The organism is Mesorhizobium sp. WSM4307, assembly GCF_007003945.1.
Classification (GTDB): Bacteria; Pseudomonadota; Alphaproteobacteria; order Rhizobiales; family Rhizobiaceae; genus Mesorhizobium.
On record NZ_VFTB01000008.1, the window covers coordinates 389,681 to 410,700 of the forward strand.

Genomic DNA, 21,020 nt, shown 5'->3' on the forward strand with positions numbered 1-21,020 from the left:
AATTTCGTTTGATTTTTTAAGACCACGGGCCGATAAGCCGGGCTTCACCCGTTTGAGGATCGACAAGCCATGGCCGCCGACAAGAATGCATTCGTCTGGGAAGACCCGTTCTTGATCGAGGACCAGCTTTCGGAAGAAGAGCGCATGGTGCGCGACGGCGCGGCGGCCTTCGCCGCCGACAAGCTCGCGCCGCGCATCGAGGATGCCTATCTCAATGAAAAGACGGATGCCGGCATCTTTCGCGAGATGGGCGAGGCCGGGCTGCTCGGCATTACCGTCCCGGAAGAGTATGGCGGCCTCGGCGCCAATTATGTGACCTACGGGCTGGTCGCGCGGGAAGTCGAACGCGTCGATTCCGGCTATCGCTCGATGATGTCGGTGCAGTCGTCGCTGGTGATGTATCCGATCCACGCCTATGGCTCGGAAGAGCAGCGCAAGAAGTACTTGCCCAAGCTTGCCAGCGGTGAGTGGATCGGCTGCTTCGGCCTGACCGAGCCGGATGCCGGCTCAGACCCGGGCGGCATGAAGACGCGCGCCGAGAAGACCGCGAACGGCTACAAGCTCTCCGGTTCCAAAATGTGGATCTCCAATGCACCGATCGCAGACGTCTTCGTCGTCTGGGCCAAGCTGAAGGGCGAGACCGGCAAGGACGAGATCCGCGGCTTCGTGCTGGAAAAGGGCATGAAGGGGCTGTCGGCGCCTAAGATCGGCGGCAAGCTGTCGCTGCGCGCGTCGATCACCGGTGAAGTGGTGATGGAAGGCGTCGAGGTCGGCGAGGACGCGCTGCTGCCCAACGCCAAGGGCCTTGGCGGCCCGTTCGGCTGTCTCAACCGGGCTCGCTACGGCATCTCCTGGGGCTCGATGGGTGCGGCGGAAGATTGCTGGCACCGCGCACGCCAGTATGGTCTCGACCGCAAGCAGTTCGGCAAGCCGCTGGCCGGCACGCAGCTTTACCAGAAGAAGCTCGCCGACATGCAGACCGAGATCGCGCTTGGGCTGCAGGCATCCTTGCGCGTCGGGCGGCTGCTCGATGCAGGCAAGATGGCGCCGGAGATGATCTCGATCGTCAAGCGCAACAACTGCGGCAAGGCGCTCGATATCGCCCGCCAGGCCCGCGACATGCATGGCGGCAACGGCATCCAGATCGGCTACCACGTCATGCGCCACGCGCAGAATTTGGAGACGGTAAACACCTATGAGGGCACGCATGACGTGCACGCGCTGATCCTGGGACGGGCGCAGACCGGGATCCAGGCTTTCTTCTAAGCCGTGCCTTAAGCCGACTTCGGCTGCTTAAATTAGGTGCACCGCAACATCTGTGCTTGGAGAATGGCCAGCAGATGTGTCAGGGTTCGGCGAATTCGTTTGAAACGCCGATCTCCGGGGCCCCATGGCAATTCTGGCAGCCGTCTACCATCTGACCCATTACAAATACGACCGGCCGGTGGTTCTCGGGCCTCAGATCGTCAGGCTGCAGCCGGCGCCGCATTCCCGGACAAAGGTGTTGAGCCATTCGCTCAAGGTCGAGCCGGCGAACCATTTCGTCAATTTGCAGCAGGATCCCTACGGCAACTTCCTTGCCCGCTTCGTCTTTCCCGAGCCGGTGACGGAACTGAAGATCGAGGTCGACCTCGTCGCCGACATGACGGTCTACAATCCGTTCGATTTCTTCGTCGAGCCGTCGGCCGAGACATTCCCGTTCGAATATCCAGAAGAGATCAGGGACGATCTCGCCATCTACCGGACACCTGAGCCGGCCGGACCGCTGCTGTCGGCCTTCCTGAGAACCATCGACACCAGCGCGAAAAACACCGTCAATTTCCTCGTCGACCTCAATGCCCGGCTGCAGCGCGAGATCGCCTATATCGTGCGCATGGAGACCGGCGTGTTCTCGCCGGAGGAGACGCTGGCCGCCGGCAAGGGCTCGTGCCGGGATTCGAGCTGGCTCTTGGTGCAGATCCTGCGCAATCTCGGCATCGCCGCGCGTTTCGTCTCGGGCTATCTGATCCAGCTGAAGCCTGATCTCGTCGCGCTGGACGGGCCGGCCGGCACATCGGTCGATTTCACCGATCTGCATGCCTGGTGCGAGGTCTATCTTCCCGGCGCCGGCTGGATCGGCTTCGACCCGACCTCGGGTCTCCTCACCGGCGAGAGCCATGTGCCGCTTGCCGCCACGCCGCATTTCCGCAATGCCGCGCCGATTTCCGGCATGGCGAGCTTTGCCAATGTCGAGTTCGGCTTCGACATGCGGGTCGACCGCATCGCCGAGCATCCGCGCATCACCAAGCCGTTCTCCGACGAAAGCTGGCAGGCGCTCGATGCGCTCGGCAACAAGGTCGATGCGACACTTGCGGCCGGCGACGTGCGGCTGACGATGGGCGGCGAGCCGACCTTCGTGTCGATCGACGATTTCGAGTCCGCCGAATGGAACACCGCCGCCGTCGGTCCGACCAAGCGCGAAAAGGCCGATGCGCTGATCCGCAGGCTGCGCGAGCGCTTCGCACCGGGCGGCTTCCTCCACTACGGCCAGGGCAAATGGTATCCGGGCGAAAGCCTGCCGCGCTGGACCTTCTCGCTCTACTGGCGTGCCGACGGCCAGCCTGTGTGGAGCGATCCGTCGCTGATCGCGCGGGAGAAAAGCGAAGCCAAGGTTGGCCCGCAGCAGGCCGAAAGCCTGCTGACGGCGATCGCCGGCGAGCTCGGCATCGACAAGGCCATGGTCAGCGAAGCCTATGAGGATCCGGCCGAATGGCTGCTCAAGGAAGGCAAGCTGCCCGAAAATGTCGATCCGTCCAATTCGAAGCTCGAGGATCCGGAAGAGCGCAGCCGCATGGCACGAGTGTTCGAGCGCGGACTGACCAAACCGTCGGGCTATGTGTTGCCCGTGCAGCGCTGGAACAGCCATGCTTCGGGACCGCGTTGGCGTTCGGAAAAATGGAAGACGCGGCGCGGCCGGCTGTTCCTGGTGCCGGGCGATTCACCGGTCGGCTACCGCTTGCCCTTGGGCACGCTGCCCTACGTGCCGCCGGCACAATTCCCCTACATCGTGCCGGTCGATCCGTCGCTGCCGCGCGGTCCCTTGCCGGCCCGCGAAGCGATCCTACCCACCGCGACGCCAGCCGAGCTTGAAGGCGCCGACGAGATGGCGCGCCGCCAGCAGGCGGCGTCGTTCACTGCAGCGACCGGTCAGCAGGACCGGGTCGAACAGGAGATCACCGAGATCGGCGGCGCGGTGCGCACCGCACTTTCGGTCGAACCGCGCGACGGAAGGCTGTGCGTGTTCATGCCGCCGGTCGAGGCGCTGGAGGATTATCTCGAACTGGTCGCCGCCGCCGAGAATGCGGCGCGTGCCGTCGGTCTTCCCGTGCATATAGAGGGTTACGGGCCGCCGCATGACCCGCGCCTCAACGTCATCCGCGTGGCGCCGGACCCCGGCGTCATCGAGGTCAACATCCACCCGGCTTCCAACTGGCAGGACTGCGTGGCGACGACCACGGCGATCTATGAGGAAGCGCGGCTGACGCGACTTGGCGCCGACAAGTTCATGATTGACGGCCGCCACACCGGCACAGGCGGCGGCAACCATGTCGTGGTCGGCGGTGCGACGCCCAATGACAGCCCGTTCCTGCGCCGGCCCGATCTGTTGAAGAGCCTGGTGCTGCAATGGCAGCGGCATCCGTCGCTGTCCTATCTGTTCTCCGGCCTGTTCATCGGCCCGACCAGCCAGGCGCCGCGCTTCGACGAGGCGCGTCACGATTCGCTTTACGAACTCGAAATCGCCATGGCGCAGGTACCGCATCCGGACCAGGGCGCGGCACCCTTGCCGTGGCTGGTCGACCGGCTGTTCCGCAATCTGTTGACCGACGTCACCGGCAACACGCACCGCTCGGAAATCTGCATCGACAAGCTGTTTTCGCCGGATGGCCCGACAGGGCGGCTGGGATTGGTCGAATTCCGCGGCTTCGAGATGCCGCCCAATGCGCGCATGAGCCTGGCGCAGCAACTGCTTGTCAGGGCGATCATTGCCCGTGCGTGGAAGAACCCGCTCGACGGCCGCTTCGTACGCTGGGGCACTTCCCTGCACGACCGTTTCATGCTGCCGCATCATGTCTGGGCGGATTTCCTCGACGTGCTGGACGACCTCAAGCTCAATGGCTTCGAGTTCCGTCCCGAATGGTTCGATGCGCAGCTCGAATTCCGCTTCCCGTTCTGCGGCGAGGTTCAGCATGCCGGCATCAAGCTGGAGCTGCGGCAGGCGCTGGAGCCATGGCATGTCATGGGCGAACAGGGCGCGATCGGAGGCACCGTGCGCTTCGTCGATTCCTCGGTCGAGCGGTTGCAGGTCAAGACCGAAGGCCTCAATCCGGAACGCCATGCCATCGTCTGCAACGGCCGCATCGTGCCGATGAAGGTGACCGATAACCGCGAGGTCGCGGTGGCCGGCGTGCGCTTCAAGGCCTGGCAGCCGGCTTCGGGCCTGCATCCGGCGCTGCCGGTCAACACGCCGCTGGTGTTCGACATCTATGACCGCTGGTCAGGAAGGGCGGTCGGCGGCTGCGTCTACCATGTCGCGCATCCCGGCGGCCGCAATTACGACACCTTCCCGGTCAACGGCAACGAGGCGGAGGCGCGGCGGCTCGCCCGCTTCGAACCGCGCGGCCATACACCATCGGCCTATGTGCTGCGCGAGGAACAACCGGCGGAAGATTTCCCGATGACCCTTGACCTCAGGCGACCGGCAAGACTCTGATCAGCGATGGCAAAGGGGAATCACAAAAGGATACGCGGCAAGCCGCAGATCCATAGCCTGCTGGAGCACTACCAGCCCATCGACGGCGTCGTCGACGAGATGGTCGACGCCGCAGGCAATCCCCGTCCGGTCTGGAAGCATTTCATCGAGGCGCTCGACGATCTCGGCGCCGAGAAGCTCGGCCAGCGTTTTGCCCGCGCCGACCAGTATCTGCGCGATGCCGGCGTCTACTACCGCGTGTATGACAAGGCCGGCGCCAATGAGCGCGAATGGCCGCTGGCGCATGTACCGCTGCTCATCGAAGACAGCGAATGGGCCGCGATCAGCGCCGGTCTCGTGCAGCGGGCCGAACTGTTCGAGGAAACCATCGCCGATATCTATGGGCGCAACCTGCTGATCAAAAAAGGCATCCTGCCAGCGGGATTGATCGCGGCCAGCCCCGAATATTTGCGGCCTGTCGTGGGTACCACGCCGGCCGGCGGCCATTACCTGCATATCTGTGCCTTCGAGCTTGGCCGTGGGCCTGACGGCCAGTGGTGGGTGCTGGGCGACCGTACGCAGGCGCCGTCGGGCGCAGGCTTCGCCCTGGAGAACCGCGTCGCCACGACGCGCGCGCTGTCCGATATCTATGGCGAGATGCATGTGCATCGGCTCGCCGGCTTCTTTCGACGTTTCCGCGATGCGCTGATCGGCATGGCCAGGGAAAGCGATGGCCGCGTCGCCATTTTGACGCCGGGACCACTCAACGAAACCTACTATGAACACGCCTATATCGCCCGCTATCTCGGCATCATGCTGCTCGAAGGCGAGGACCTGACCGTTTCCGGCGGCAGGCTGATGGTGCGCACCGTTTCCGGCCTGATGCCGATCAGCGTGTTGTGGCGGCGTCTCGACGCGGCTTTTGCCGATCCGCTCGAATTGCGGTCGGATTCGCAGATCGGCACGCCGGGGCTGGTCGAGGCGATCCGCCAGGGGGCGGTAGCCACAGTCAATGCGCTGGGTTCAGGCCTGATGGAAACGCGGGCGCTGCTCGCCTTCCTGCCCAAGATCGGGCGCGAATTGCGTGGCGAGGAGCTGCTCTTGCCGAGCGTCGCGACATGGTGGTGCGGGCAGGCGACCGAACGCGCCCATGTGCTTGCCAATATCGACCGCATGGTGGTCGGCCCGGCGCTGTCGACGAGACTTGCCTTCGAGGATGATGGCCAGACCACGCTCGGTTCGGCGCTGTCGGCAGGCGAACGGGCCGAGCTGGTGGCGCGCATCGAACGCGATGGCGGCGCCTTCGTCGGCCAGGAAGCCGTGACGCTGTCGACGACACCGGTCTTTGTCGGCGGCTGGCTGGAGCCGCGGCCGGCGAGCCTGCGCGTCTACCTGGCGCGCACGCCCGATGGCTGGACGGTGATGCCGGGCGGGTTCGCCCGTGTCGGCCTGTCGCTCGACCCGACGGCGATCGCCATGCAGCGCGGCGGCCAGGCGGCCGACGTCTGGGTGGTCAGCGACAGGCCCGTCGAGCGCGAGACGCTGCTGCCGCAGGAGGGTGACAGCTTCACCCGCACCAGGCCGGGCAGCCTGCCGAGCCGCGCTGCGGAAAACCTGACCTGGCTCGGCCGTTATATCGAGCGCTCGGAAGACACGGTGCGCATCCTGCGCGCCTACCATGTGCGGCTGGCCGAGACATCCGATCCGGACATGCCGCTGCTGGCCGACATCAGGGACTATCTCGAACCGTTCGGCATCGACGTCGAGACGGCGATCCCGTCGGGGCTGATCGGCACGCTCGACAGCGCGGTCTACAGCGCGGGCCAGATCCGCGACCGCTTCTCGCCCGACGGCTGGCTGGCGCTCAAGGACCTGTCGAAGACCATCCACCAGTTCGCGACGACGGTGGCGCCGGGCGATGACGCGACGCGGGCCATGACGGTGATCCTGCGCAAGCTCGCCGGTTTTTCCGGCCTGCTGCATGAGAACATGTACCGTTTCGCCGGCTGGCGGTTCCTTGAGATCGGCCGGCGGCTGGAACGCGGCATCCAGATTGCCCGGACGCTGTCCCGGCTGACCGACCCCAAGGCGCCGGACGGCGCGCTCGACATGATGCTGGAGATCGGCGACAGCGTCATGACCCATCGCCGGCAATATCCGGTGCAGGCCGGCCGGCGCACGGTGATCGATCTTCTGGCGCTCGACCCGCTCAATCCTCGCTCGATCCTGTTCCAGTTGGAAAGGCTGAAGGCCGAGATCGGCCTGTTGCCGTCGGTCGGCGGCGAGGGGCACATGTCGACGACGGCGAAGGAGATCCTGCAGCTCAACACGGCCATAGCCATCAAGGAGCCTTCGGATATGACGGCAAAGGCGCTGGACGAACTCGCCTATGAAATCGGCGGTCTCTACAACAGCCTCGCCAAAGCCTATTTCGGCTAGTTCATGCTCTACGACATCAGGCTTCATCTCCATTACGACTATGCAGCCGCGGCGGGCGGCGGTCGCCATCAGATCCGCGTGCTGCCATCGACGATATCGGGCGTGCAGCGCGTCATTGCCGCATCGCTGTCCTTTGCCCCGGCGCCCAATGAACGATCGGATTTCTCGGATTTCTTCGGCAACAACGTCACTTCGATTGCTTTTCGCGATGCCCATGACGCGCTCGACATCAGGATGAGCGCCCGCGTTTCGGTGTCGCGGCCCGAGCCCGGGCTCGACGTGTCGCCCGATATAGGGCGGCTGCGGCAGGAACTGGCCGCGGTGCGGTCGTTGGCGTCTGACTCGCCGCACCATTTTCTGGCGGGAAGCGCTCACTCCGGTATCGACGCGGCGATCACCTCTTATGCGCAGGACAGCATCGGCACCTCGGCCGCCGGCACGGCAATGGATCTGTGCAACCGCATCCATCGAGATTTCACTTATGACGGCGAGGCGACCACGGTGCGGACCCGGGCCAGCGATGCCTTCAGGCTGAAGCGCGGCGTCTGCCAGGATTTTTCGCACATCATGATCGCGGGCTTGCGCGGGCTCGGCATTCCGGCCGGTTATGTCAGCGGCTTCCTGCGCACCATCCCGCCCAAGGGCAAGCCGCGGCTGGAAGGCGCCGACGCCATGCATGCCTGGGTCAAGGTCTGGTGCGGACGTGACGCCGGCTGGCAGGAGTTCGACCCGACCAACGGCATGCGAGCCAGCAACGATCATATCACCGTCGGCTACGGCCGCGACTATTCCGACGTCGCGCCGATCGTCGGGGTGCTGAAGACCACTGGCGGGCAGGTCGGCGAGCAGGCCGTCGACGTCATTCCGGCTGCGCTCGAGAAGGTATGAGAGCGAGCTGAAAAGCGCGAAGCGTTCCGCCACTGCAATTGTGGGTGGAGGAAGCGACTTCTCAAACATCGAAGGGGTCGCTAATCTCTATTTGTTTCGAGGGACAGCCATTTTTTGCTGCCAATGGGCGCGGGCGCGGGGTCTTTTAATTGAAAGCGGTCAGCGTCGTCATCCCGGCCTACAATGCGGCGGCCACGATCGCGACAACGCTGGCGTCGCTTAGCAGTGAGGCCGACGTCATCGGCGAGGTCCTGCTGGTCGACGATGCATCGACCGACAACACGGCTGATGTCGCAAGGCAGGCAGCGGCGCAATTGGCCTTGCCGCTGCGCGTGCTGCCTGCCGAATGCCGCGACGCCGGCGGCGCCCGCAACGTGGCGCTGGCCCAGGCGCTCCATCCCTGGGTGTATCTGATCGACGCCGACGATTTGCATCTTCAGGGCGGATTGCGCGCGCTGCTGCGGCAGGCGGAGAACCAGCCGAAAGCCGGCATGATCGTCGGCGCCTACCGGCGGCGGGTGAACGGCCAGGATCGGCAGATCAAGATTCCGAACGGCTATCAGGCTGCGTGCCTGGCAAATGCTTCGGCCTACGTAAAAGGCGACATACGCTCCGTCGCCGTGGGCAGCGTTCTGGCGTCCCGGCAACTGATCGGCGATACACGGTTTCCGGTGGGCCTTGCCTATGATGAGGACACGCTGTTCTGGGCGCGGCTGATGAGCAAGGCTTCGCTGGCCATGACGCCGCAACCCGTCATGGTCTATGAGGTTTCGCCGGCCCGTTCCGACGACCGCTTTGCAATCAACCCGGTGCGGCGCTTCCTGGAGTGGCGCCGGGAATTGCGCACGCTCACCGATTGCGGCATCCCGGTCTCGGCGCTCAAGACCAGGGAGGGGCTTGTCGCCCTCAAGATCGCCCGCGTCCACTATGCGCGCGGCGACCTGGACATTGCCGCGCGCTTCCTGGCAGTGGCCGCAGCCGCGCCAAAGCGGCGGTCGGAAGCCTGGCGCTGCCTGCGCTACAGGCTCAAGCTCGCGGTGCGACGGCGGCTGTCGGCGCCGCGGGTGAACCTGCAGGGCGCCTTGTAGTCGTAAGATTCCGTCATTCGCTTACGCGGCCAGCCGACTTTCGCGCGGGGGCGCGGAACCAGCTGTCGGCCAGCAGCTTATCTACGCATATTTGCGTGGAGCTTGCATGCTGCAGAGATCCGGATTGCCGCCCTGCCGTTCAACCGACAGCGACGCCGCGCCGAAGAACGGGGCGCAAAGCGCGGCCGAGCACGCCGCACTGACCTATGTCAGCGATGCCGAGCCCGGTATACGCCGGCTAAAGACAGGCAAGGGATTTTCCTACAAGGGGCCGGACGGGAAAGCGGTCTCCGATGCCGCCAGGGCGCGTATCGAGGCGATCGTCATCCCGCCGGCCTGGACGGATGTCTGGATCTCGCCTGATGCCGACGGGCACATCCAGGCGACTGGCAGGGACCAGCGGGGGCGCAAGCAGTATCGTTATCATCCGCAATGGGCCGAAGAACGCGACGGTGCCAAATATTCGAGCCTCGTTGCCTTCGCCGAAAGCTTGGCCAGCCTGAGGCGCACGATAGACAGCGATTTGCGCCGCCACGGCCTGCCGTTCGAGCGCGTCGTCGCCGCGGTCGTCTGGCTGCTCGACAACACGATGATCCGCGTCGGCAATGCCGCCTATGCGCGAGACAACAAGAGCTTCGGCCTGACGACGTTGCGCGACCGCCATGTCGATATCAAGGGATCGAGGCTGCGCTTCGCCTTCGAGGGCAAGTCCGGCAAGGAATGGAAACTGAAGCTGGTCGATCGCCGTATCGCCGGCATCGTGCGGGGTGCGCAGGACCTGCCGGGCCAGAAACTGTTCCAGTATCTCGACGAGGAAGGCAACAGACGCCCGATCCACTCCGACGACGTCAACCGCTACATCAGGGATGCCGCCGGCGATGCGTTCAGCTCCAAGCATTTTCGCACCTGGGGCGGCACCATCCATGCCGCGTCGCTGTTTGCGCAGACGGAGCTGCCCGAAACCCAGGCCCAGCAAAAGCGGGTGATGAACAGCGTCATCGACAAGGTGGCCGAGCGGCTGGGGAACACGCGCGCCGTCTGCCGCAAATGCTATATTCATCCGCTGGTTTTCGAGGCCTGGTCGCAGGGACGGCTGCTGGCAGAAATGGCGGAAGCCAACAAGCGCAAGCGGCCGATCGAGGGTCTCGATGACGAGGAAGCGATCGTGCTGAGATGGTTGAAGTCGCATCAACGCTGACTGGCGGCGATTGACGGTCGCTCAATCCGTCTTTTTTGTCGACGTCGTGTCGGGATCGGTCATACTGTTTCGTCCTTTGATACAGAAAAGGACCAGCCATGCTCTACGCCATACTCTGCTATGCCTCCGAAGACGTCGTCAGCTCCTGGAGCAAGGCGCAGGACGACGAAGTCATGGCCAATCTCCTCAACGTTCAGGACAAGTACGCCAAGGCTGGCCGACTTGGCCCGGTGGCGCGGCTTTTGCCGACGACGGCGGCGACGACGCTGCGGAAAGTGAAAGGCGAATCGGTCGTCATCGACGGGCCCTTCGCCGAGACCAAGGAGCAGTTCCTAGGTTTCTACACCCTCGACTGCGCCGATCTCGACGAGGCCGTCGAATTCGCCCGTGAGCTCTCCGAGGTCAACCCGAGCGGCGGCTCCTATGAGATCCGGCCGGTCTCGGTGTTCAATCCCACCGGTGTTGCCGTATGACCGAACTTGCCTGGATCAGCTCCGCGATCAGCGCCGCCCGCCCGCAGGCAATGGGCGCGCTGCTGCGCTATTTCCGCGATCTCGATACGGCGGAGGAAGCTTTCCAGGATGCCTGTCTCAGGGCGTTGAAGAACTGGCCGCAGAATGGGCCGCCGCGCGACCCGGCGGCGTGGCTGATCTTCGTCGGCCGCAACAGCGGCATCGACGCGGTGCGCAAGCGCGCCAAGCAGGCGCCGATGCCGGAAGAGGACCAGATCTCCGATCTGGAGGATGCCGAGAGCGACATCGCCGAGCGGCTGGACGGCGCGCACTATCGCGACGACATATTGCGGCTGCTCTTCATCTGCTGCCATCCGGACCTTCCGGCAACGCAGCAGATCGCGGTCGCGCTGCGCATCGTCTCCGGTCTGACCGTCAAGCAGATCGCTCGCGCCTTCCTGGTCGGCGAGAGCGCCATGGAGCAGCGCATCACCCGCGCCAAGGCGCGCATCGCCGACGCCGGCGTGCCGTTCGAGACGCCGGGCGCTGTCGAGCGCTCCGAGCGCCTCGCCGCGGTGGCGGCGATGGTCTACCTGATCTTCAACGAAGGCTATTCGACCAACAGCGGCGAGGCGCCTGCCCGCGCGCCGCTGTGCGAGGAGGCGATCCGGCTTGCCCGGCTGTTGCTGCGGCTGTTCCAGACCGAGCCGGAGATCATGGGGCTGACTGCGCTGCTTTTGCTGCAGCATGCGCGCGCGCCGGCCCGCTTCGACGGAGACGGCGAGATCGTGCTGCTGGAGGACCAGGATCGCGGCCTGTGGAGCCGCAAGATGATCGACGAGGGGCTGGCGCTGGTCGACAAGGCGTTGCGCCATCGCAAGCCCGGTCCCTATCAGGTGCAGGCGGCAATCGCCGCTTTGCATGCCCGGGCAGAAAAGGCCGAGGACACCGACTGGGTGGAGATCGACCTGCTCTACGGCCTGCTCGAACAGATGCAGCCGTCGCCCGTCATCACGCTCAACCGCGCGGTGGCGGTCTCGAAAATACGCGGCCCGGAAGCCGCCCTCGCGATGATCGAGCCGCTGGAAGAAAGGCTTTCCGGCTATTTCCACTTCTTCGGCCTCAAGGGCGGACTGCTGATGCAACTCGACCGGGGTGAGGAGGCGCGGGTTGCCTTCGACCGCGCCATCGCGCTGGCCAACACGGCGGCGGAAGCGGCCCATATCCGCATGCATATCGACCGTTTGATGAAAGACGGCGCCGTGCGCGCGCCGGCGAAAAGGGCCAACTGAGCCGCGTTTGCCCATCTGGCTCAATCGTGTCGCCCGGGCTTAGACCATGCCGGGGTGGCGATTTTCCCTTGAAACGAGTAAGGCCACGCCATGACTGTGCCCGAAGTGCCTTTTCGGCACGCGGGCGAATGGCGCGAGGCTTTGATCCGACGCCAGATGATGACGACGGGATCTGAAAGGGACAAAAATGACCATTGCGAAGGAAACGGCCGAGCTTCTGGCGAAACTGGGTGTAGCCAAGGACGCGCTTGCCGGCGGCGACCTCATCGTGCGTAGCCCGGTGACGGGCGAACAGATCGCGGCGCTGAAGACCATCTCGCCGGCCGACGCGGCAAAGACCATCGATGCCGCGCACAAGGCGTTCCAGTCCTGGCGGCTGGTGCCCGGTCCGAAGCGCGGCGAACTGGTAAGGCTGCTCGGCGAGGAATTGCGTGCGCACAAGGCCGAACTTGGCCGGCTGGTGTCGATCGAGGTCGGCAAGATCCCATCCGAGGGGCTCGGCGAAGTGCAGGAGATGATCGACATCTGCGATTTCGCCGTCGGTCTGTCCCGGCAATTGTACGGTCTGACCATCGCTACCGAGCGTCCGGGCCATCGCATGATGGAAACCTGGCATCCGCTCGGCGTCGTCGGCGTCATTTCCGCCTTCAACTTCCCGGTCGCGGTGTGGTCGTGGAATGCGGCACTGGCACTGGTCTGCGGTGACGCGGTGGTGTGGAAGCCATCGGAGAAGACGCCGCTGACCGCACTTGCCTGCGAAGCGATCTTCAAGCGCGCGGTCAAGCGTTTCGGCGCCGACGCGCCGCAGGGGCTGGCGCCGGTGCTGATCGGCGACCGCGCCGTCGGCGAAATCCTGGTCGACCATCCCAAGGTGCCGCTGGTTTCGGCGACCGGCTCGACCCGCATGGGCCGCGACGTCGGTCCGCGCCTGGCCAAGCGCTTTGCGCGTGCCGTGCTGGAACTCGGCGGCAACAATGCCGGCATCGTGGCGCCCACCGCCGATCTCGACATGGCACTGCGCGCCATCGCGTTCGGTGCCATGGGCACGGCCGGCCAGCGCTGCACGACGCTGCGGCGCCTGTTCGTGCATGAGAGCGTCTACGATGCCTTGGTGCCGCGCCTGAAGAAGGCCTATCAGAGCGTCTCGGTCGGCAATCCGCTGGAGACCTCTTCGCTGGTCGGGCCGCTGATCGACAAGGCGGCTTTCGATGCCATGCAGAAGGCGCTGAAGGAAGCCACCGCCCATGGCGGCAAGGTGACCGGCGGCGCGCGCGTCGAGAACGGCCACCCGGACGCCTACTACGTGCACCCGGCGCTGGTCGAAATGCCGAAGCAGGTGTCGCCGGTGACAGAAGAGACCTTCGCGCCGATCCTCTATGTGATGAAATATTCGGATTTCGACGCCGTGCTCGACGAACACAATGCGGTGGGTGCGGGCCTGTCGTCGTCGATCTTCACCCGTGATCTGCAGGAATCGGAGCGTTTCCTCGGTGTCGACGGTTCGGACTGCGGCATCGCCAATGTCAATATCGGCACGTCGGGCGCCGAGATCGGCGGTGCCTTCGGCGGCGAAAAGGAGACCGGCGGCGGCCGCGAGAGCGGCTCGGATGCGTGGAAGGCCTACATGCGGCGCGCCACCAACACGGTGAACTATTCCAAGGCGCTGCCGCTTGCCCAGGGTGTTTCGTTCGACATCGACTGAGAACGCCGAGGTCTGCCCAAGATCAGTGTCGGTGATGCTCGGCGAGCGTCAATCGACACAGGGCAATCCGCCTCACGCGTTCCCCAAAATCGGCCCCTGTGCAGGGCGCTGCTCAGTCACCGCCTTGCGGTGGCGGGAAACAAGCCTTGAAGGCGTTGTCGACGACAGCCAGCTTGGCGGCCTGCACGGTCATGTATTCCTCGTAGAACCCGTGCGACACCCACATCACCGAATGGCCGCGTTGGCCAAGCCAGCCAATGCTGCCGAGTTCCTCGGCAGTGCGCAGTTTGCGGCCGAGATGGGTCCGCGACAGCTTGAGCCATTTGGCGAAATCGCCGATCGAAACGACGCTGGTCGGAATCCGCTCCTGGCCGGCATGATCCGGATCGATGCCGGACATCAGCCAGTCCATGACGATACCGCCATTGTTGAGCCAGATGAAAAGGGAAAAGGTCTGGTTGGGTTCGCGCACCGGCTTTGAGGCCAGCAGGCCGTCAGCGATCAGTGGCTGCAGCGTGGCAAGCATGTCGGGCCGTTCCAGATATCTACCCAGCCGGTCGCCGCCATCGATATGGTCAAGCGTGCGCAGATGGGCGGTCACCCAGCCGGTGAACCTCTCGATGGTGGCGGCCGTCGGTTGCAGGGGATGCGTGCGGCCGTCCCCACCCGCCACATACTCGGCGATGTTGTAGTGCAGCATCTCCTTGATGAAAGCATCCGCCGTATTGCGGCTGGCCACGGCGTTCTTGTGCACGACCTCGGTGAAACGCGAGACGGTCAACTCCTTGCGGCGGTCGTTCGGGTCCCGCCGGAAATGCATGGAAAGGCCGACATGAGCCATCAGCCAACGTTGCTGCGTGGCAAAGATGGAAGCCAGTCGCGGGGTTTCCTCATAGATTCGGATCAGGGACTGCGACTGTTCCTGTACGTAGCGGTGCAAGGCCGGATGGGCGGCTATGTCTTCCAGATTCAGCGCGGATCTCCCGATCTCTTGAATCAACTCGGATAGCGAAGTTGCGTTCCCTATTTTTCAGCCTTCAACACTTGTGTCCAGACGTACCATTTGCGGACAACAGGGCCAGCCGAGGCATGGATCGAGAGTGGCGGGTTCGAGGTTCAGTCCGCTAACTGATTGCTATGGCTTGGAAAACCTCTCGCAACGATAGCCAGCCGAACGGCTGCCCCTTGAAGGGCGACCTGTGCGTCCTGGCCCTCCTTGAAATTCACCTGGATGAGCGGGCAGGTGACCATTTCCAATTGCTGGTCCACGGCGGCATCACCCCATCCACCAATATGGTCGAAGCCTGAAGTCGAATTAACAGTTGGTCAGGTTTGGCGTGGCCTCGCGGACAGCTCAAATCATACAGGATTGCGGCTCACTCGGCCGCTTGAACGCGGCCAGCCTGGATGAGGGCGCGGATCTCGGACCGGCAGGAGCCGCAATTGGTGCCGGCCTTCAGCGCGCCGCCGATGGCTTCGACAGTGGTGCAGCCGGCCACCACCGCGGCCACGATCTGGTTGGCCCCGACGTTGAAGCAGGAACAGACGGTGGCGCCGGCATCCGGCCGTTCGGCACCGGCGCGGCCGGCGACGATCCTGAAGCGCTCGCGCTGGCTGGCGTGGACCTCTTCGAGCTGTTCGGCCGCCCAGCCGCGCGACACCGCGACCGGGCCCCGGGCGACGAACAAAGCACCCGTGAGGTGCTCACCGTCGAAGGCAGCGATGCGGTGCTGGCCGGCGTCGCGGTCGTGATAGGCAAGCATTTCGGCCGAAGGAGCCTCGAAAAGCGAGCCGGCGAACGCTGTCCAGTCCGCGTCGTCGTCGGCAAAGGCAAGCTCGACCCGCCATCCGCCCCTGCAACGAGCGACCGCCCAATAGTCAGCAGCAATCGCCTCGGGACGGCGGCGCATCACGGCGAAACCAAAGGCCTTTGCGGCAAATTTCTCGATACGGGCCGCGACATGTTTCAACGCCGGCTGACCTGAAACCGGATCGATGAGCGGTGCGGTCAATGCGTCGAGCCGGCCTTTTGCCGCGAACTGATCGGTCCAGTGCATCGGCGCGAAGACGCTGCCTTGGCGCTGGCGTGACGTGATCAAGGCGCGGACCAGTACGTCGCCACGCGGGCTGGAGATCCGCACGATGTCGGCGTCGCCGATGCCGTGGTGCTGCGCGTCCACGGGATGGATTTCGACAAAGGGCTCGGCGATGTGCTGGGACAGACGCGGGCTTTTGCCGGTGCGCGTCATGGTGTGCCAGTGGTCGCGGATGCGGCCGGTGTTGAGGATGAGCGGGAAGTCGGCGGCGGTGCGGGTTTCCGTGGTGGCGCGGATGGCGATGAAGCGGGCTTTGCGGTCGGGTGTGTAGAAGTGGCCGTTGGCGAAGAAACGCGCGGGTTGCTGCTCCGTCGTGCTGTTCGCTTGTTGCGAATGTCGAGCTTGATCGCCCCTCTCTGTCCTGCCGGACATCTCCCCCTCAAGGGGGGAGATCGGCAGCTCCGACGCCGGGTCTCCGCTTGCAACGCTGGAGATTGGCGAAAGCCGATAAAACAGCTGATTTCCCCCCTTGAGGGGGAGATGGCCGGCCGGCCAGAGGGGGGTGCCTTGGCTCGGCGCTGGCCATTGGAAAGGCTCAAGCGCTGCATAGGTCTCATCATCGACACTGGCATAAGCGCCAATATCGAAATCCCGCGTACCGTCATTCTGAAACCCAGACAGGGCGGCATGCTCGCCAAAAATTTCCGCCGGCGTCTCATGCCCGAACGCCTCGGCAAGACCCATCCGCCGCGCCACCTCCGCGATGATCCACCAGTCGGGCCTCGCCTCGCCGGGCGCCGCCAGAAACGACCGCTGGCGCGAGATGCGGCGCTCCGAATTGGTGACGGTGCCGTCCTTTTCGCCCCAGGCGGTGGCGGGCAGCCTGACATGGGCATGATGCACCGTGTCCGTGCTGGCCAGCACGTCCGAAACCACAACGAACGGGCAAGCCTTGATTGCCGCTTCGACGGCGTCTGCGTCCGGCATCGAATCGACCGGGTTGGTGGCCATGATCCACAACGCCTTGATGCGGCCGTCGGCCACGGCTTGAAACATCTCGACGGCCTTCAGCCCGGGCTTTTGCGCGATATCGGGCGCGTTCCAGAAGCGCTGGACGCGATCGCGGTGTTCGAGATTTTCGATCTCCATATGGGCGGCGAGCATGTTGGCCATGCCGCCGACCTCGCGACCGCCCATGGCGTTGGGTTGGCCGGTCACCGAGAACGGCCCGGTTCCCGGTTTGCCAATGCGGCCGGTGGCGAGATGGCAGTTGATGATGGCGTTGACCTTGTCGGTGCCGGACGACGACTGGTTCACACCCTGGCTGTAAACGGTCACCGTCTTCGCGGTCGCTGCGAACAGGCTGTAGAAGCGGGCAAGCTCGTCTTCGCTCAGGCCTGTTGCGGTGGCAACACTGGTGAGATCGAGCGCCGATGCTGCAAAAAGAGCTTGTCCGAAGCCGGTCGTATGCTCCGTGATATAGGCGCGGTCGAGCGCATTGTGCTGGCCGAGCCAGGCGAGCAGGCCGGTGAACAGGGCGACGTCGCCATCGGGCGCGATCGCCAGATGCATGTCGGCGATATCAGATGTCATGGTGCGGCGCGGATCGACCAGCACGATCTTCATCTCCGGCCGCTTTTCCCGGGCCGCCGCGATGCGCTGGTAGAGCACGGGATGACACCAGGCGAGGTTGGAGCCGACCAGCACGATCAGGTCGGCGCGTTCCAGATCCTCATAGGTTCCCGGCACCGTGTCGGAGCCGAAGGCGCGGCGGTGGCCGGCGACGGACGAGGCCATGCACAGGCGCGAATTGGTGTCGATGTTGGCCGAGCCGATGAAGCCCTTCATCAGCTTGTTGGCGAGGTAGTAATCCTCGGTCAGCAGTTGCCCCGAGACATAGAAGGCGACCGCATCCGGTCCGTGCTCGGCAATGGTCCGCGAGAAAGTCGAAGCGACGATGTCGAGCGCCTCGTTCCAGCCTGTCCGGCGGCCGTGGATTTCGGGATGAAGCAGCCTGCCGTCGAGACCGATAGTCTCGGCCAGGGCGGAACCCTTGGAGCAAAGCCGGCCGAAATTCGCGGGATGATCGGGGTGGCCGCGGACGGACACCTGCCCGTCCGCGGCGACTTTCGCCAGCACGCCGCAGCCCACCCCGCAATAGGGGCAAGTGGTCCTCACCTCGCGTGCTGCGTCGATCTCCATGGTCAGGCGGCGCGGCTGGCCAGCGCTTCCAGCGCCAGGAACAGGCGCTCGCCCTCGACCTTGACCGGGATGGTGCGTACCGCGCCCTCGTCGGCGCCGAGCGCCTTGCCTGTCTCCAGCGAGATCACCCAATTGTGCAGGGGGCAGGTCACCGCCGCGCCATGGACGATGCCTTGGCTCAGCGGCCCGCCCTTGTGCGGGCAATGGTCGTCGATGGCATAGACCTGATCGTCCTGGGTGCGGAAGACGGCGACCTTGCCTTGCGGGGTGGCGACACAGCGCGCACCACGGCGGGGGATGTCGGAGATGGTGCCGATGGCGATCCAGTTCATTTGGCTGCCTTTGCTTGATAGGATTGCGCCAAGGCCTCTGTCCTGCCGGACATCTCCCCCTCAAGGGGGGAGATTGGCAGCCTCGATGACGGCGACCGTCCTGCGACGTTGGAGATTGGCGAAAGCCGAAACGACATTCGATCTCCCCCCTTGAGGGGGAGATGGCCGGCAGGCCAGAGGGGGGTGCTTCGCGCAAACATCTCCATCACTCCGCCGCCTGCGCAAACCCGACCGAAGCCATCGGCCGAAACTCGTGCTTGTCCTTGCCGGAGACGCGTTCCGACCACGGGTCGAGCTGGGCGAATTTCTGGGAGAAGACGAAGCGGTCGTAATAGGCCTTGCGCTTGGCATCGTCGTCCATGATCTGGCGCTTGATCTCGGGGATGCCGATGCGCTTGGCCCATTTGTAGATGCGTTCGAGATAGCGGCCCTGCTCGCGATACATCTGCGTCAGCGCCACGATATGCTCCAGCGCCTCGTCCTCGGTCTTCACAAGGCCGAGCACTTCGGTGCCCTTGATGTCGAGGCCTGCCGCCCCGGCGAAATGGATCTCGTAGCCAGAATCGACGCAGATGACGCCGACATCCTTGCAGGTCGCCTCGGCGCAGTTGCGCGGGCAGCCCGACACCGCCATCTTGACCTTGGCCGGGGTCCACGAGCCCCACATGAATTTCTCGATACGGATGCCCAGCCCCGTCGAATCCTGCGTGCCGAAGCGGCACCAGTCGGAGCCGACGCAGGTCTTCACCGTGCGCAGGCCCTTGGCGTAGGCGTGGCCGGAGACGAAGCCGGCCTGGCCGAGATCGGCCCACACCGCCGGCAGGTCCTCCTTGCGAATGCCGAGCATGTCGATGCGCTGGCCGCCGGTGACCTTGACCATCGGGATCTCGAACTTGTCTACGACGTCGGCGATGGCACGCAGTTCTGCGGCGTTGGTGACGCCGCCCCACATGCGCGGCACCACCGAATAGGTGCCGTCCTTCTGGATGTTGGCATGCACCCGCTCGTTGATGAAGCGCGACTGGTAGTCGTCGGCGTAGTCGTCCGGCCAGTCGCAGACGAGGTAGTAGTTGAGCGCCGGCCGGCATTTGGCGCAGCCGCAGGAGGTCTTCCACTCCAGTTCCTGCATGACGGCGGGAATGGTCTTGAGGTGCTTTGCCTTGATCAGCCGGCGCACCTCGTCGTGGCCGAGCGTGGTGCAGGAGCACATGGGCTGCACGGCCGCAGGGTTGTATGTGTCGCCGAGCGTCAGCACCATCAGTTTCTCGACCAGCCCGGTGCAGGAACCGCAGGAGGCGGACGCCTTGGTATGCGCCCTGACATCGTCGAGCGAGGTCAGGCCCTTGGCCGTGATAGCGCCTGTGATCTTGCCCTTGCAGACGCCGTTGCAGCCGCAGATTTCCGCATCATCCGGCAAGGCTGCAACGGCCGCCATAGGGTCCAGCGGGGCACCCCCCTGATAGGACTGGCCGAAGATCAAGGTATCGCGCATCTCCGATATGTCGGTCTGCTTCTTCTTGAGATCGTTGAACCAGGCACCGTCCGCCGTCTCGCCATAGAGCACGGTGCCGATGATGCGGTCGTCCTTCAGAACGAGCCGCTTGTAGACGCCGGCCGAGGCGTCGCGCAGCACGATCTCCTGGCGGTCCTCGCCCTCGGCAAAGTCGCCGAGCGAGAACAGCTCGATGCCGGTGACCTTGAGCTTGGTCGGCGTGTCCGAATGGACGAAGGCGGCCGCCTCGTCGCCGGTAAGCTGGTGGGCCGCGACGCGCGCCATCTCGTAGAGCGGCGCGACCAGCCCATAGACCATGCCGTTGACCTCGGCGCATTCGCCGAGCGCGTAGATGTCCGGGTCGTTGCTGCGCATGCCGGCATCGACGACGATGCCTCTGTTGACGGCGATGCCAGCCTCCTTGGCCAGCGTCGCGTTCGGCCTGATGCCGACGGCCATCACCACCAGCGTCGCCGGAATGACGGTGCCGTCGGCGAGCTCGACCCGCTCGACCTTGCCGTTGCCGGTGATCGCCTGGGTGTTGGCCTTGGTGATGACCTTGATGCCGCGTTGTTCCACCGCGCGCTGCAGCAGGTAGCCGGCGGCCGGATCGAGCTGGCGCTCCATCAGCGTCGGCATGACATGCAGCACGGTGACGTCCATGCCTTGCGCGTTGAGGCCCGCCGCCGCCTCCAAGCCGAGCAGCCCGCCGCCTATGACGACCGCCTTGGCCCGCGACTGGGCGGCCAGCATCATGGCTCGCACGTCGTCGAGATCGCGGTAGGTCAGCACGCCGGGCAGGTTGTGGCCCGGCACCGGAATGATGAAGGGCACCGAGCCGGTGGCGATGACGAGCTTGTCGTAGGGCTCGGTTACGCCATGGTCGGAGGTGACGGTTTTCGCCTGCCGGTCGATGGCAACGATCTTGTGACCCTTGTAGAGGGTGATGCCATGCTTGATGTACCAGCCGTCACCATGGATGATGATCTCCTCATAATCCTTTTCGCCCGACAGCACCGGCGACAGCATGATGCGGTCATAATTGACGCGGGGCTCGGCGTTGAAGATGGTGACGGCGTAACGGCCCGGCGCCTGCTCGAGGAGGTGCTCCAGCATGCGCCCGGGGGCCATGCCGTTGCCGATGATGACGAGTTTTTCTGTCATGTCCGC

Annotated in this window: 14 protein-coding genes; 10 read left to right on the forward strand and 4 right to left on the reverse strand. The window is 64.7% G+C overall.

The window, feature by feature from the left end:
• Window positions 1-69 precede the first annotated feature (69 nt).
• From FJV83_RS21610 to FJV83_RS21650, 9 genes are all read left to right on the forward strand, one after another.
• Window positions 70-1,266, forward strand: coding sequence for an acyl-CoA dehydrogenase (locus tag FJV83_RS21610; protein ID WP_142884461.1), 1,197 nt, complete (start codon window positions 70-72; stop codon window positions 1,264-1,266).
• Between the two features lie 124 nt (window positions 1,267-1,390).
• On the forward strand, window positions 1,391-4,750 hold the full coding sequence (locus tag FJV83_RS21615) for a transglutaminase family protein (RefSeq protein WP_142884460.1): 3,360 nt from the start codon (window positions 1,391-1,393) through the stop codon (window positions 4,748-4,750).
• A gap of 6 nt (window positions 4,751-4,756) precedes the next feature.
• A complete protein-coding gene (locus tag FJV83_RS21620) occupies window positions 4,757-7,168 on the forward strand; it encodes a circularly permuted type 2 ATP-grasp protein (RefSeq protein ID WP_142884459.1) in 2,412 nt (803 codons plus the stop codon).
• Window positions 7,169-7,171: 3 nt separating this feature from the next.
• Window positions 7,172-8,056 (forward strand): transglutaminase family protein, encoded by an 885-nt coding sequence (locus FJV83_RS21625; protein ID WP_095772689.1) that lies wholly within the window; start codon window positions 7,172-7,174, stop codon window positions 8,054-8,056.
• 149 nt (window positions 8,057-8,205) lie between these two features.
• Window positions 8,206-9,144, forward strand: a complete 939-nt coding sequence (locus FJV83_RS21630; RefSeq protein ID WP_142884458.1) for a glycosyltransferase family A protein — start codon at window positions 8,206-8,208, stop codon at window positions 9,142-9,144.
• A gap of 106 nt (window positions 9,145-9,250) precedes the next feature.
• Window positions 9,251-10,342: a DNA topoisomerase IB gene (locus FJV83_RS21635; RefSeq protein WP_142884457.1), complete on the forward strand. Its 1,092-nt coding sequence runs from the start codon at window positions 9,251-9,253 to the stop codon at window positions 10,340-10,342.
• A 98-nt stretch (window positions 10,343-10,440) separates the two neighbouring features.
• A complete protein-coding gene (locus FJV83_RS21640) occupies window positions 10,441-10,815 on the forward strand; it encodes a YciI family protein (protein WP_095772692.1) in 375 nt (124 codons plus the stop codon).
• The gene (locus tag FJV83_RS21645; RefSeq protein WP_142884456.1) at window positions 10,812-12,086 is read left to right on the forward strand and encodes an RNA polymerase sigma factor; all 1,275 of its coding nucleotides are present in this window, start codon (window positions 10,812-10,814) and stop codon (window positions 12,084-12,086) included. Before FJV83_RS21640 ends, FJV83_RS21645 begins: the two co-directional genes overlap by 4 nt.
• Window positions 12,087-12,273: 187 nt before the next feature.
• Window positions 12,274-13,788: an aldehyde dehydrogenase family protein gene (locus FJV83_RS21650; protein ID WP_095772694.1), complete on the forward strand. Its 1,515-nt coding sequence runs from the start codon at window positions 12,274-12,276 to the stop codon at window positions 13,786-13,788.
• Window positions 13,789-13,900: 112 nt separating this feature from the next.
• On the opposite strand, the gene FJV83_RS21655 is transcribed toward FJV83_RS21650, so the two are convergent.
• The gene (locus FJV83_RS21655) at window positions 13,901-14,788 is read right to left on the reverse strand and encodes a hypothetical protein (RefSeq protein WP_246691902.1); all 888 of its coding nucleotides are present in this window, start codon (window positions 14,786-14,788) and stop codon (window positions 13,901-13,903) included.
• A 185-nt stretch (window positions 14,789-14,973) separates the two neighbouring features.
• On the opposite strand from FJV83_RS21655, the gene FJV83_RS37570 reads away from it, so the two are divergent.
• Window positions 14,974-15,096, forward strand: a complete 123-nt coding sequence (locus FJV83_RS37570; RefSeq protein ID WP_280951230.1) for a hypothetical protein — start codon at window positions 14,974-14,976, stop codon at window positions 15,094-15,096.
• Window positions 15,097-15,164: 68 nt separating this feature from the next.
• On the opposite strand, the gene FJV83_RS21660 is transcribed toward FJV83_RS37570, so the two are convergent.
• The 3 genes from FJV83_RS21660 to nirB form a co-directional block, all read right to left on the reverse strand.
• Window positions 15,165-18,026 carry a nitrate reductase gene (locus FJV83_RS21660; RefSeq protein WP_142887460.1) on the reverse strand — a complete coding sequence of 954 codons (2,862 nt, stop codon included), beginning with the start codon at window positions 18,024-18,026 and terminating at the stop codon, window positions 15,165-15,167.
• A gap of 2 nt (window positions 18,027-18,028) precedes the next feature.
• Window positions 18,029-18,358, reverse strand: coding sequence for a nitrite reductase small subunit NirD (gene nirD, locus FJV83_RS21665; protein WP_095772697.1), 330 nt, complete (start codon window positions 18,356-18,358; stop codon window positions 18,029-18,031).
• Between the two features lie 205 nt (window positions 18,359-18,563).
• Window positions 18,564-21,014 carry a nitrite reductase large subunit NirB gene (gene nirB, locus FJV83_RS21675; protein ID WP_142884453.1) on the reverse strand — a complete coding sequence of 817 codons (2,451 nt, stop codon included), beginning with the start codon at window positions 21,012-21,014 and terminating at the stop codon, window positions 18,564-18,566.
• Window positions 21,015-21,020 lie beyond the last annotated feature (6 nt).

What these genes read in the sequence shown, in the direction of transcription:
- FJV83_RS21620 (WP_142884459.1), top strand. Translation starts at nt 4,757, where the DNA reads ATGGCAAAGGGGAATCACAAAAGGATACGCGGCAAGCCGCAGATCCAT.
- FJV83_RS21635 (WP_142884457.1), top strand. Translation starts at nt 9,251, where the DNA reads ATGCTGCAGAGATCCGGATTGCCGCCCTGCCGTTCAACCGACAGCGAC.
- nirD (WP_095772697.1), bottom strand. Translation starts at nt 18,358, where the DNA reads ATGAACTGGATCGCCATCGGCACCATCTCCGACATCCCCCGCCGTGGT.
- FJV83_RS21625 (WP_095772689.1), top strand. Translation starts at nt 7,172, where the DNA reads ATGCTCTACGACATCAGGCTTCATCTCCATTACGACTATGCAGCCGCG.
- FJV83_RS21615 (WP_142884460.1), top strand. Translation starts at nt 1,391, where the DNA reads ATGGCAATTCTGGCAGCCGTCTACCATCTGACCCATTACAAATACGAC.
- nirB (WP_142884453.1), bottom strand. Translation starts at nt 21,014, where the DNA reads ATGACAGAAAAACTCGTCATCATCGGCAACGGCATGGCCCCCGGGCGC.
- FJV83_RS21660 (WP_142887460.1), bottom strand. Translation starts at nt 18,026, where the DNA reads ATGGAGATCGACGCAGCACGCGAGGTGAGGACCACTTGCCCCTATTGC.
- FJV83_RS21640 (WP_095772692.1), top strand. Translation starts at nt 10,441, where the DNA reads ATGCTCTACGCCATACTCTGCTATGCCTCCGAAGACGTCGTCAGCTCC.
- FJV83_RS21645 (WP_142884456.1), top strand. Translation starts at nt 10,812, where the DNA reads ATGACCGAACTTGCCTGGATCAGCTCCGCGATCAGCGCCGCCCGCCCG.
- FJV83_RS21610 (WP_142884461.1), top strand. Translation starts at nt 70, where the DNA reads ATGGCCGCCGACAAGAATGCATTCGTCTGGGAAGACCCGTTCTTGATC.
- FJV83_RS21650 (WP_095772694.1), top strand. Translation starts at nt 12,274, where the DNA reads ATGACCATTGCGAAGGAAACGGCCGAGCTTCTGGCGAAACTGGGTGTA.